General features: G+C 61.6%; 9 protein-coding genes and 2 pseudogenes. All 11 read left to right on the top strand.

Annotation, left to right across the window (positions count from 1 at the left end; all coding sequences use genetic code 11):
* Positions 1 to 265: 265 nt before the first annotated feature.
* Positions 266 to 679, top strand: a pseudogene (locus PGR6_RS30680) (MCP four helix bundle domain-containing protein); the annotation flags it as partial.
* Positions 653 to 1,828, top strand: a pseudogene (locus PGR6_RS05035) (methyl-accepting chemotaxis protein); the annotation flags it as partial. The pseudogenes PGR6_RS30680 and PGR6_RS05035, both read left to right, overlap by 27 nt.
* Complete coding sequence (locus PGR6_RS05040; protein ID WP_064616241.1) at positions 1,828 to 2,364, top strand: chemotaxis protein CheW; 537 nt, start codon at positions 1,828 to 1,830, stop codon at positions 2,362 to 2,364. The pseudogene PGR6_RS05035 and the gene PGR6_RS05040, both read left to right, overlap by 1 nt.
* Positions 2,361 to 3,635 (top strand): CheR family methyltransferase, encoded by a 1,275-nt coding sequence (locus PGR6_RS05045; RefSeq protein WP_064616244.1) that lies wholly within the window; start codon positions 2,361 to 2,363, stop codon positions 3,633 to 3,635. The genes PGR6_RS05040 and PGR6_RS05045 overlap by 4 nt, the downstream gene beginning before the upstream one ends.
* Complete coding sequence (locus PGR6_RS05050; protein WP_018926684.1) at positions 3,632 to 4,315, top strand: chemotaxis protein CheW; 684 nt, start codon at positions 3,632 to 3,634, stop codon at positions 4,313 to 4,315. Before PGR6_RS05045 ends, PGR6_RS05050 begins: the two co-directional genes overlap by 4 nt.
* Positions 4,312 to 6,618, top strand: coding sequence for a hybrid sensor histidine kinase/response regulator (locus PGR6_RS05055; RefSeq protein ID WP_064616246.1), 2,307 nt, complete (start codon positions 4,312 to 4,314; stop codon positions 6,616 to 6,618). The genes PGR6_RS05050 and PGR6_RS05055 overlap by 4 nt, the downstream gene beginning before the upstream one ends.
* The gene (locus PGR6_RS05060) at positions 6,615 to 7,625 is read left to right on the top strand and encodes a chemotaxis response regulator protein-glutamate methylesterase (protein ID WP_064616247.1); all 1,011 of its coding nucleotides are present in this window, start codon (positions 6,615 to 6,617) and stop codon (positions 7,623 to 7,625) included. The genes PGR6_RS05055 and PGR6_RS05060 overlap by 4 nt, the downstream gene beginning before the upstream one ends.
* 48 nt (positions 7,626 to 7,673) lie before the next feature.
* Positions 7,674 to 8,675: a response regulator gene (locus tag PGR6_RS05065; RefSeq protein WP_018926681.1), complete on the top strand. Its 1,002-nt coding sequence runs from the start codon at positions 7,674 to 7,676 to the stop codon at positions 8,673 to 8,675.
* 283 nt (positions 8,676 to 8,958) lie between these two features.
* Positions 8,959 to 10,054 (top strand): peptide chain release factor 2 gene (prfB, locus tag PGR6_RS05070; RefSeq protein WP_096481021.1). Its coding sequence is split into 2 segments (ribosomal slippage): positions 8,959 to 9,030 and positions 9,032 to 10,054, totalling 1,095 coding nucleotides; the frame shifts between segments, so codons are not numbered across the junction.
* Between the two features lie 109 nt (positions 10,055 to 10,163).
* A complete protein-coding gene (gene lysS, locus PGR6_RS05075) occupies positions 10,164 to 11,666 on the top strand; it encodes a lysine--tRNA ligase (RefSeq protein ID WP_018926680.1) in 1,503 nt (500 codons plus the stop codon).
* A gap of 102 nt (positions 11,667 to 11,768) precedes the next feature.
* Positions 11,769 to 12,485, top strand: a complete 717-nt coding sequence (locus PGR6_RS05080; RefSeq protein ID WP_064616248.1) for a TetR/AcrR family transcriptional regulator — start codon at positions 11,769 to 11,771, stop codon at positions 12,483 to 12,485.
* The last annotated feature ends 54 nt before the right edge of the window (positions 12,486 to 12,539 follow it).

The following is a 12,539-nucleotide window of genomic DNA, read 5'->3' on the forward strand; positions in this document are numbered from 1 at the left end:
GGCTGACTGAGGCCGGGCTGTGTCATGGGTTTATCCAGACTAGTGCCCGATGTCACGGTCGACAAATTTCCAATGCGGGACGTGATGTTTCTGTCGAATCCCTGCTTTTTATTGGTGGGATGAGAAACGATGCTCAGCGTCTTATAAATGAAACATCGCCCTCAGCTATACTCCCCCGCAATTTGATCCGCACCGAGGACTGACTGTGAAGAACTGGACGTTGCGCCAACGCATTTTGGCGAGCTTTGCGGTAATTATCGCAATCATGCTGCTGATGGTTGTGGTGTCTTTCTCTCGGCTGATGAAGATCGACGCCGGCGCAGAATCGGTTCGCACCGATGCGGTCCCGGGGGTGTATTACAGTTCGATGATCCGCGGTGCGTGGGTCGACAGTTTTAACCTCACCCAACAGCTTGTCGGCCTTTCCGGGCATCGCGAAATGACCGTCGCCGACCAGACCATGTACAAAAGTTTCGAAGAGCGCTTGAACGAGCAAATAGCCAACTACCGTAAAACCATTTTCACGGAGGACGATCGGGCTCTGTTCGAGGAGTTCGAAGTGCGTCATCAGCTCTACAACAAAGAGATGAACAACGTTATCGATCTCTATCAGCGCAAAGAGTACGACCAGGCGGTGCTTGCCCTGGAGCAAAAACTGACGCCGGCCTGGGTCAATGGGCGCATGCAATTGAACAGCCTTCTTGAAAATAATCACGCCCTGGCTGAACAATCCACGCTGGCCATCAGTGACGCGGTGACGGCCGCCAAAATCAGCATGGGCGTCTCTTTACTGGTGGCAATCATCGCCGCCGGCCTCTGCGGCCTGTTGCTGATGCGCGCGATCATGGCGCCGATGAATCGCATTGTGGATATCCTCGAAGTCATGCGCACCGGCGATCTCAGCAGTCGCCTGAATCTGGATCGCAAGGACGAGTTCGGCGCGGTGGAAACCGGGTTCAACGACATGATGACCGAGCTCACCTCGTTGGTGTCCCAGGCCCAGCGTTCCTCGGTGCAGGTCACCACGTCGGTCACCGAAATCGCCGCGACCTCCAAGCAGCAACAGGCCACCGCCACCGAAACCGCGGCCACCACCACCGAAATCGGTGCGACATCCCGTGAAATTGCCGCCACCTCGCGCGACCTGGTGCGCACCATGACCGAAGTCTCCACCGCTGCCGACCAGGCTTCGGTGCTGGCCGGTTCTGGTCAGCAAGGCCTGGCGCGCATGGAAGACACCATGCACTCGGTGATGGGCGCGGCAGATCTGGTGAACGCCAAGCTGGCGATCCTCAACGAGAAGGCCGGCAACATTAACCAGGTGGTGGTGACCATCGTCAAAGTCGCCGACCAGACCAACCTGTTGTCCCTGAACGCCGCGATCGAAGCCGAGAAGGCCGGCGAGTATGGTCGCGGGTTTGCCGTGGTCGCCACCGAAGTGCGACGTCTGGCAGACCAGACCGCCGTGGCCACCTACGACATCGAGCAGATGGTGCGCGAGATCCAGTCGGCGGTGTCGGCCGGGGTCATGGGCATGGACAAGTTCTCTGAGGAAGTGCGCCGCGGCATGTCCGAGGTGCAGCAGGTGGGCGAGCAGCTGTCGCAGATCATTCATCAGGTCCAGGCGCTGGCGCCACGGGTGTTGATGGTCAACGAAGGCATGCAGGCCCAGGCCACCGGCGCCGAGCAGATCAACCACGCGCTGGTGCAATTGGGCGATGCCAGCAGCCAGACGGTTGAGTCCCTGCGCCAGGCCAGTTTCGCCATCGACGAACTGAGCCAGGTGGCCGTGGGGCTGCGTGGCGGTGTCTCGCGATTCAAAGTCTGATGAGCGAACTTACGGCCAGGCGCGGCGTGGCGATGCCGGCGAAGCAGTCGTTGTTTCTGGTGTTCCGCATCGGCAGCGAGCGCTACGCCTTACAGGCCATCGAGGTGGCCGAAGTGCTGCCGCAACTGCCGTTGAAACCCATTCCCCGGGCGCCAGACTGGGTGGCGGGGGTGTTCGCCTATCGCGGCGCGGTGGTGCCGGTGATCGACCTCAGCGCGCTGACGTTTGGCCAACCGGCCCAGGCCCGCACCAGCACGCGGCTGGTGTTGGTGCACTATCGGCCGGATGAGGCAACGCCTGCGCAATTGCTCGGGCTGATTCTGGAGCAGGTCACCGACACGTTGCGCTGCAACCCGGCGGACTTTCAGCCTTATGGCCTGGACAATCGCCAGGCGCCGTATCTCGGCCCGGTGCGCGAAGATGCCCAGGGGCTGCTGCAATGGGTGCGGGTTGCCGATTTACTGGATGCACAGGTTCGCGCCTTATTGTTTCCCTCGCCGCCGCTGGACCTGGCGCAGTTTGAGGAGCAGGGATGAGCAGCGATCAACGGTTTTTCGATTTCCTCAAGGAGCGTATCGGCCTGGATGTCGGCTCGGTCGGCCCGGCGATCATCGAGCGCGCGGTGCGCCAGCGCATTACGGCGGTTCGGGCGCGGACGGCCGATGAGTACTGGCACACTTTGCTGGGCTCGCGCGACGAACAGCAGGCGCTGATCGAAGCGGTGATCGTCCCCGAAACCTGGTTTTTCCGTTACCCGGAATCCTTCGCCACGCTGGCGAAGCTGGCGGCCAAGCGGCTGGCGGCGATCAACAACATGCGCGCCCTGCGGATTCTCAGCTTGCCGTGTTCTACCGGCGAAGAACCGTACTCGATCGCCATGGCATTGCTTGATGCGGGGCTGGCGCCGCACCAGTTCAAGGTCGACGGCATGGACGTCAGCCCGCTGTCGGTGGAAAAGGCCAGGCTCGCGCTGTACGGCAAGAATTCGTTTCGTGGCCAGGACCTCGAGTTTCGCGAGCGCCACTTCACCGCTGAACACGATAGCTATCGCCTCAGCGGGCGCGTGCTCGAACAGGTGCGTCTACAGGTCGGTAACCTGCTGGATCCGACCTTGCTGGTCAACGAGCCGCCCTATGACTTCGTGTTCTGTCGCAACCTGCTGATTTATTTCGACCAGCCGACCCAGCAGCAAGTGTTCGAAGTGCTCAAGCGCCTGACTCACGTCGATGGCGTGCTATTTATCGGCCCGGCCGAGGGCAGTCTGCTCGGCCGTTTCGGCATGCGCTCGATCGGTATCCCCCAGTCGTTTGCCTTCAGTCGCCAGAGCGCGCTCGAGCCGCCTGCGACTTTCACGCCGATGTCGCTGCCAGTGCAGCAACCGTTGCGCAGCGTGACTCCGCCGCCTGTGCGCAGTCGGCCTTTTGCGACGGTCGTGCCGATACCTCAGGCTGCCGCCACCCCTTCGGCCACCCCTTCGGACGCCGCCACGCTGTTGGCGAATATCGCCGCGCTGGCCAATGAAGGCAAAAGTGCCGAGGCCCGCACCGCGTGCGAAAGTTATTTGCGCAGTCACGAACCGGTGGCCCAAGTGTTCTATTGGCTGGGGCTGCTCAGCGATGTCGCCGGCAGTGCCCTGGAGGCCCAGGGTTTTTATCGCAAGGCGTTGTACCTCGAACCGCAACACCCCGACGCGTTGATGCACCTGGCTGCCTTGTTGCAATCCCAGGGTGACACGGCGGGTGCCAGACGATTGCAGGCCCGCGCCGCCCGCAGCGAGCGCGCCGCTGACAGTGAGCGTAAACGATGAACGCCTCCGACACCTTGAGCGTCACCCATGAAGATGCCCAGGCCATCGACGACTGCTGGAACCGCATCGGTATCCACGGCGATCAGTCCTGCCCGCTGCTGAGCGAGCACATTCATTGCCGCAATTGCGCGGTGTATTCGGCTGCCGCCACGCGCTTGCTCGACCGCTACGCCTTGTCGCAGGGCGACCGTGGGCAAATCTCCACGGTGGCCGAGAGTGAGGTGAAAACCCGCTCGCTGCTGATGTTTCGCCTCGGCGAAGAGTGGCTGGGCCTGGCCACTCGCAGCCTGGTCGAAGTGGCGCCACTGCAAGCGATCCATTCCTTGCCGCACCAGCGTTCCCGGGCATTGCTTGGCGTGGCGAATGTGCGCGGTGCCTTGGTGGCGTGCCTGTCTTTGGTGGAGCTGTTGGGGCTCGACGACACCAGTAGCGTGGCGCCCGGCGCACGGGTAACGCCGCGGATGCTGATCATCGCCGCCCACGGCGGGCCGGTGGTGGTGCCGGTGGACGAAGTGGACGGGATTCACGCCATCGACGAGCGCATTCTCGATGCCGCGTCCCAGTCCGGCACCCAGGCCAGCGCCAAATACACCCGCGGTGTCTTGCCATTCAAAGGTCGCAGCCTGCGTTGGCTGGATGAAGAGCAGCTGCTGTCTGCCGTGACCCGGAGCCTCACATGACCCCCGACCAAATGCGTGACGCCTCCTTGCTGGAGCTGTTCAGCCTGGAAGCCGAGGCCCAGACCCTGGTGCTGAGCGCCGGTCTGCTGGCGCTGGAGCGTGATCCGACCCAGGCCGATTACCTCGAGTCGTGCATGCGCGCGGCCCATTCGCTCAAGGGCGCGGCGCGGATTGTAGGCGTCGATGCCGGGGTCAGCGTCGCCCACGTGATGGAGGATTACCTGGTCAGCGCCCAGGAAGGGCGCCTGTACCTGCGACCCGAACACATTGATGCGCTGTTGCAGGGCACCGATCTGCTGATGCGGATTGCGACGCCGAACAATGCTCCGGCGCCTGCGGATATCGACGCTTACGTTGTTTTGATGGGACGGCTGCTTGAGCACATGGCGACTGTTCCCATCGCGCTGCCGATGGCAGAACCTCAGCTCGAACCGTCGACACCCAGGGTCGAGCCGCCCGTTCGTGCCGCCGAAACACCCGTCGAAACACTCATTGAAACACCTCAGGCAGAGCCCGCTGAGCCTGCGTCCAAGACCAGGCGCGCCACCGACACTGGCGAGCGCGTATTGCGTGTCACGGCCGAGCGCTTGAACAGCCTGCTCGACCTGTCGAGTAAATCCCTGGTGGAAACCCAGCGCCTCAAGCCGCACCTGGCCACCATGCAGCGCCTTAAACGCATGCAGAGCAATGGCCTGCGGGCGCTGGAAAGCCTCAACGTTCATCTCAAGGACCATGCCTTGAGCCTCGAAGCCCAGGAAGCCTTGGGCGATGCCCGCCGATTGCTGGCTGAGTCCCAGCAATTGCTGGTGGAAAAAAACGCCGAACTGGACGAGTTCGCCTGGCACGCCAGTCAGCGCGCACAAGTGTTGTATGACACCGCGCTGGCCTGTCGCATGCGGCCGTTCGCCGACGTGCTGAGCGGTCAAGTACGCATGGTCCGCGATCTTGGGCGCGACCTTGGCAAACAGGTGCGGCTGGAGATCGAGGGCGACAAGACCCAAGTCGACCGAGACGTACTGGAAAAGCTCGAAGCGCCGCTGACACACCTGCTGCGCAATGCGGTGGATCATGGCATCGAAACCCCGGAACAGCGACGCTTGGCGGGCAAGCCGGAGGAAGGAGTGATCCGTTTGCGAGCCTCCCATCAGGCCGGTCTGCTGGTGCTGGAGCTGAGCGATGATGGCAATGGCGTCGACCTGGAAAAGGTCCGCCGCACGATCGTCGAGCGGCAGTTATCCCCAGCCGAGACTGCCGCGCAGTTGAGCGAAGAAGAGCTGCTGACGTTCCTGTTTCTGCCGGGTTTCAGCCTGCGGGACACGGTCACCGAAGTGTCCGGGCGCGGCGTCGGGCTGGATGCGGTTCAGCACATGGTCCGGCAGTTGCGCGGCGCCGTGGTGCTGGAGCAGACGGCGGGCGCGGGCAGTCGTTTCCATCTTGAAGTGCCGCAGACGCTGTCGGTGGTGCGCAGTCTGGTGGTGGAAGTCGGTGACGAGGCGTATGCCTTCCCGCTGGCGCACATCGAGCGCATGTGCGACCTGGAGCCGGAAGACATCGTGCAGGTCGAAGGCCGGCAGCACTTTTGGTACGAAGGCCGGCATGTCGGGCTGGTCGCCGCCAGTCAGCTGTTGCATCGGCCGGCGAGCCAGAACAGCGCGCAGACCCTCAAAGTCGTGGTCATGCGCGAGCGCGAGGCGATCTACGGGGTGGCGGTCGAGCGGTTTATCGGCGAGCGGACGCTGGTGGTGCTGCCGCTGGACGAGCGTCTGGGCAAGGTACAGGACATTTCCGCCGGGGCTTTGCTCGACGACGGCTCAGTGGTGCTGATCGTCGACGTCGAAGACATGCTGCGTTCGGTGGACAAACTGCTCAATACCGGGCGTCTGGAGCGCATTGCCCGGCACGCCAATCAGGCCGTTGAGGCCGCGCGCAAACGGATTCTGGTGGTGGACGATTCGCTGACCGTTCGTGAGTTGCAGCGCAAGTTGCTGCTCAATCGCGGCTACGACGTCGCCGTGGCGGTGGACGGTATGGATGGCTGGAATGCCCTGCGTTCGGAGGATTTCGATCTGCTGATCACCGACATCGACATGCCGCGCATGGACGGCATCGAGCTGGTGTCTTTATTGCGTCGCGACAATCGCCTGCAATCGCTGCCGGTGATGGTGGTGTCCTACAAGGACCGCGAAGAAGACCGTCGTCGTGGACTGGACGCCGGCGCCGACTATTATCTAGCCAAGGCCAGTTTTCATGATGACGCCTTACTGGATGCAGTCGTTGAGCTCATTGGAGGGGCGCGAGCATGAAAATCGCCATCGTCAACGATATGCCCATGGCGGTAGAGGCCTTGCGCCGCGCCCTGGCGTTCGAACCGGCGCACGAGGTGGTCTGGGTTGCCAGCAACGGGGCCGAGGCGGTGCAACGTTGCACCGAATACACCCCGGATCTGATCCTGATGGACTTGATCATGCCGTTGATGGACGGCGTGGAAGCGACCCGGCGGATCATGGCCGAGACCCCGTGCGCGATCGTCATCGTCACCGTCGACCGTCAGCAGAACGTGCACCGGGTGTTCGAAGCCATGGGCTACGGCGCACTGGATGTGGTCGATACCCCGGCGCTGGGCGCTGGTAACCCTCAGGAAGCCGCTGCGCCGCTGCTGCGCAAGATCCTCAACATTGGCTGGTTGATCGGTGACCACAGCAATCGGGAGCGATCGGCACCGAGCCCGCACCGCAACTCGGCCTCGCGCCAGCACCTGGTGGCGATCGGTTCATCCGCTGGCGGGCCGGCGGCGCTGGAAGTGCTGCTCAAGGGCCTGCCCCGGGATTTTTCGGCGGCCATCGTGCTGGTCCAGCATGTGGATCAGGTGTTCGCCGCCGGCATGGCCGAATGGCTGGCCAGCGCCAGCGGCCTGGACGTGCGCCTGGCCCAGGAAGGCGAACCGCCGCAAAGCGGCACGATCCTGCTGGCCGGTACCAATCACCATATCCGCTTGCTGAAAAACGGCACGCTGGCCTACACCGCCGAACCGGTCAACGAGATCTATCGGCCGTCGATCGATGTGTTTTTCGAGAGTGTGGCCAATTACTGGAGCGGTGATGCCGTGGGCGTTCTACTGACCGGTATGGGGCGTGACGGCGCCCAGGGGCTTAAACTCATGCGCCGACAGGGCTACCTGACCATCGCTCAGGACCAGAACAGCAGTGCCGTGTACGGAATGCCCAAGGCGGCCGCAGCCATCGACGCTGCCGTGGAAATCCGCCCGCTGGACAAGATAGCGCCACGTTTGCTGGAGATTTTCCAAAAATGACTATCATTAGCAGCAATCGTGGCCCAAGCAGTACTCAGGTGACCGCACATGAATGAATTACAGCTCGATGACTTCAAAACCGACGAAAACGCCGCCATGGTGTTGTTGGTGGACGATCAGGCGATGATCGGCGAGGCGGTGCGCCGTGGTCTGTCGAACGAAGAAAACATCGACTTCCACTTCTGCGCCGACCCGCACCAGGCCATCGCCCAGGCGATCCGCATCAAGCCGACGGTGATCCTTCAGGATCTGGTCATGCCCGGCCTGGACGGCCTGAGCCTGGTGCGCGAATACCGTAATCACCCGGCGACCAAGGACATTCCGATCATTGTCCTGTCGACCAAGGAAGACCCGCTGATCAAGAGCGCGGCGTTTGCCGCCGGGGCCAACGATTACCTGGTCAAGCTGCCGGACAACATCGAACTGGTGGCGCGCATCCGCTATCACTCGCGCTCCTACATGACCCTGCTGCAGCGTGACGCGGCGTACCGTGCGTTGCGGGTCAGCCAGCAACAGTTGCTCGACACCAACCTGGTGCTGCAACGCTTGATGAACTCCGACGGCCTGACCGGGCTGTCGAACCGTCGGCACTTCGACGAATACCTGGAACTGGAGTGGCGGCGTTCGTTGCGTGACCAGACGCAATTGTCGTTGCTGATGATCGATGTCGACTATTTCAAGTCCTACAACGACAGTTTTGGCCACCTCGAAGGCGATGAAGCCTTGCGCAAAGTCGCCACGGCCATTCGCGACGCCAGCGCCAGGCCATCGGACCTGCCGGCCCGTTACGGCGGCGAAGAGTTCGTCCTGGTCTTGCCCAACACCTCGCCGGGCGGTGCGCGGCTGGTGGCGGAAAAACTGCGCCAGACCGTGGTCGGATTGAAGATCCCGCACGTTTTCCCGACCGAAGGTTCGTGCCTGACCATCAGCATCGGCCTGTCGACCGTGATCCCGCAGCCGGGCAGCGACTGCCGGCAATTGATCTTGGCGGCGGACAAGGGGCTGTACCTGGCGAAGAACAATGGGCGCAATCAGGTGGGAATTGAGTAACCCGCTGACTGTAGCGCTGTAGCAGCTGCCGAGCCCGCGAGGCTGCGTTCGAGGACGAAGTCCTCGCAAGTCCTGTGTATGCGGTTTGCCTGAATGACCGCGTTGTCTGACTTTACGACGGCTGCGCCGCCGAACGCAGCCTCGCGGGCTCGGCAGCTGCTACGGGCCCCCCGCGTTATTCCGTAAACCATTCGCCCCTAAAGCCGCCAGGCGGGCTGCCTTGACAGCGTGATTACGTTATACTCGCCGGCTTTCAAAAGTTCGCCAACGAGTGCTGCCCGCCATGGAAATCAACCCGATCCTTAACAGTATCAAGGACCTGTCCGAGCGCTCCGAAACTATTCGGGGGTATCTTTGACTACGATCAAAAGCATGAGCGTCTGACCGAAGTCAATCGCGAGCTTGAAGATCCGAGTGTCTGGAACAACCCTGAGTACGCTCAGAACCTGGGTCGCGAGCGCTCTGCGCTGGCCCAGATCGTAGAAACCCTCGATGAAATGTCCAGCGGTCTGGCCGATGCCAAGGACCTGCTGTTGATGTCTGCCGAGGAAGAAGACCAGGCCGCCGTCGACGACGTAGCCCTTGAAGTGGAGCGCTTGCGCGAAGCCCTCGAGAAGCTCGAATTCCGTCGCATGTTCAGCGGCGAGATGGACCAGAACAACGCCTACCTGGACATCCAGGCCGGCTCCGGCGGTACCGAGGCCCAGGACTGGGCCAACATCCTGCTGCGCATGTACCTGCGCTGGGCGGATAAACGCGGTTTCGACGCGACCATCATGGAATTGTCGGCCGGTGAAGTCGCCGGTATCAAAGGCGCGACCGTGCACATCAAGGGTGAATACGCCTTTGGCTGGCTGCGTACCGAAATCGGCGTGCACCGTCTGGTGCGCAAGAGCCCGTTCGACTCCGGCAACCGTCGTCACACCTCGTTCTCGGCCGTGTTCGTGTCGCCGGAAATCGATGACAACATCGAAATCGACATCAACCCGTCGGACCTGCGCATCGACACCTACCGCTCCTCCGGTGCCGGTGGTCAGCACGTAAACACCACCGACTCGGCCGTACGGATTACTCACGTACCGACCAACACCGTGGTCAGCTGCCAGAACGAACGCTCCCAGCACGCCAACAAAGACACCGCGATGAAAATGTTGCGGGCGCGCTTGTACGAGCAGGAAGTGCAGAAACGCAACGCCGCCTCCCAGGCCCTGGAAGACACCAAGTCGGACATCGGCTGGGGTCACCAGATCCGTTCGTACGTGCTCGATGCCTCGCGGATCAAGGATCTGCGCACCAACATCGAACGCAGCGACTGCGACAAGGTGCTCGACGGCGACATCGACGAATACCTGGTGGCGAGCCTGAAACAAGGGCTGTAAGACGTGCAATACAGGATCGCCTGATACAGCGCGATCCCTGTAGGAGCTGGCTTGCCAGCGATCCCCGGCCGAAGGCCGGGGCAACGAACCTGATGGAATATTTAAAGACATGAGCGACCTACAACTCGACCCGCAAGCCCTGCAACAGGAAGAAAACTCCCTGATCGCCCTGCGCAAGGAAAAGCTTGCTGCCGAGCGCGCCAAGGGCCAGGCCTTCCCCAACGACTTCCGCCGCGACGCCTACTGCGAAGACTTGCAGAAGAAGTACGCGGACAAGACCAAGGAAGAGCTGGCAGAGGCTGCGATCCCGGTCAAGGTTGCCGGTCGTCTCATGCTCAACCGTGGCTCGTTCATGGTGATTCAGGACATGTCCGGGCGCATCCAGGTTTACGTCAACCGTAAAACCCTGTCCGAAGAGACCCTGGCCGCGGTGAAAACCTGGGACCTGGGCGACATCATTGCCGCCGAAGGCACCCTGGCCCGTTCCGGCAAGGGCGACCTGTACGTTGAAATGACCAACGTGCGCCTGCTGACCAAATCCCTGCGCCCGCTGCCAGACAAGCACCACGGCCTGTCCGACACCGAGCAGCGCTACCGCCAGCGTTACGTCGACCTGATCGTCAACGAAGACGTGCGCCAGACCTTCCGCGTGCGTTCGCAAGTGATTGCGCACATCCGCAGCTTCCTGATGAAGCGTGACTTCCTGGAAGTCGAAACGCCGATGCTGCAAACCATTCCGGGCGGTGCGGCGGCCAAGCCGTTCGAAACTCACCACAACGCGCTGGACATGCAGATGTTCTTGCGCATTGCGCCGGAGCTGTACCTCAAGCGGCTTGTTGTTGGCGGGTTTGAAAAAGTCTTCGAAATCAACCGCAACTTCCGTAACGAAGGCGTTTCGACCCGGCACAACCCCGAGTTCACCATGCTCGAGTTCTACCAGGCCCACGCTGACTACGAAGACAACATGGACCTGACCGAGGAACTGTTCCGCGAACTGGCGCAGCTGGTTCTGGGCAGCACCGACGTGCCTTACGGCGACAAGGTGTTCCACTTCGGCGAGCCGTTCGTGCGCCTGTCGGTGTTCGACTCGATCCTCAAGTACAACCCTGAACTGACCGCTGCCGACCTGAACGACATCGACAAGGCCCGCGCCATCGCCAAGAAGGCCGGCGCCAAGGTGCTCGGTTTCGAAGGCCTGGGCAAACTGCAGGTGATGATTTTCGAAGAACTGGTCGAGCACAAGCTGGAACAGCCGCACTTCATTACCCAGTACCCGTTCGAAGTGTCGCCGCTGGCCCGTCGTAACGACGAGAACCCGAACGTCACCGACCGTTTCGAACTGTTCATCGGCGGCCGTGAAATCGCCAACGCCTACTCCGAGTTGAACGACGCGGAAGACCAGGCCGAGCGCTTCATGGCACAGGTGGCCGACAAGGATGCTGGCGACGATGAAGCCATGCACTACGACGCCGACTTCGTTCGTGCGCTGGAGTACGGCATGCCGCCGACCGCCGGTGAAGGGATCGGCATCGACCGTCTGGTGATGTTGCTGACCAACTCACCGTCGATTCGCGACGTGATCCTGTTCCCGCACATGCGCCCGCAAGCGTAAATGTTTCAATTAAAAAGCCGCCTAAAACAGGCGGCTTTTTATTGCCTGTCTGGTACAAACGTATCAATTGGTTACTTTTGACGTTAGAGAGGAATACCTGTCGTGAATCGTGCAATTGCTCAAGAAGGTGCAGCGGATATCGCCACTGCGGTCGCTGAAAGTGTTCAGTACCAGGGCCGCAAGGCCAGCCGACAGGGCAGCGAACAGCGTCGACAGGACATTCTCGACGCGGCGATGCGCATTGTCGTGCGCGATGGCGTGCGGGCCGTGCGGCACCGTGCGGTGGCAGCCGAGGCCTGTGTGCCGCTGTCGGCCACCACTTACTATTTCAAGGACATCGATGACCTGCTCACCGATACCTTCGCCCAATACGTGGAGCGCAGCGCGGCATACATGGCCCGGTTGTGGGCCAGCAACGAAGGCCTGTTGCGCGAGATGGTTGTCAGCAGTGATGGCACCGCCGAGTCGCGCTCACAGCTGGCGGACGATATCGCACGGCTGATGGCTGACTATGTTCATCGGCAATTGATCAATCGCCGCGAGCACCTGATGGCCGAGCAAGCCTTCCGTCAGGAAGCGTTGCTCAACCCGCGTCTGGCGTTGTTGGTGCGTTCCCATCAACAAATTCTCTTGCAGGGCACCTGCCAGCTTTTCGAAGTATTGGGTTCCCGCGAGCCACAACAAGATGCCAAAGTGTTGACGGCGATTGTCGGACGGATGGAATATCAGGGCCTGCTCAACGATGCCGAGCCTGTTGCCGAAGAGGAAATGCTCGGCATCCTGACCCGCTACATGCACCTGGTACTGGCGTCGGTGTAACCCCTTGTGGGACTCAACCCTGTGGGAGAGTGGCCAGTAGGGGGCATCGTGTGT

It is taken from the genome of Pseudomonas sp. GR 6-02, assembly GCF_001655615.1.
GTDB lineage: Bacteria > Pseudomonadota > Gammaproteobacteria > Pseudomonadales > Pseudomonadaceae > Aquipseudomonas.

What these genes read in the sequence shown, in the direction of transcription:
- PGR6_RS05040 (WP_064616241.1), top strand. Translation starts at nt 1,828, where the DNA reads ATGAGCGAACTTACGGCCAGGCGCGGCGTGGCGATGCCGGCGAAGCAG.
- PGR6_RS05045 (WP_064616244.1), top strand. Translation starts at nt 2,361, where the DNA reads ATGAGCAGCGATCAACGGTTTTTCGATTTCCTCAAGGAGCGTATCGGC.
- PGR6_RS05050 (WP_018926684.1), top strand. Translation starts at nt 3,632, where the DNA reads ATGAACGCCTCCGACACCTTGAGCGTCACCCATGAAGATGCCCAGGCC.
- PGR6_RS05055 (WP_064616246.1), top strand. Translation starts at nt 4,312, where the DNA reads ATGACCCCCGACCAAATGCGTGACGCCTCCTTGCTGGAGCTGTTCAGC.
- PGR6_RS05060 (WP_064616247.1), top strand. Translation starts at nt 6,615, where the DNA reads ATGAAAATCGCCATCGTCAACGATATGCCCATGGCGGTAGAGGCCTTG.
- PGR6_RS05065 (WP_018926681.1), top strand. Translation starts at nt 7,674, where the DNA reads ATGAATGAATTACAGCTCGATGACTTCAAAACCGACGAAAACGCCGCC.
- lysS (WP_018926680.1), top strand. Translation starts at nt 10,164, where the DNA reads ATGAGCGACCTACAACTCGACCCGCAAGCCCTGCAACAGGAAGAAAAC.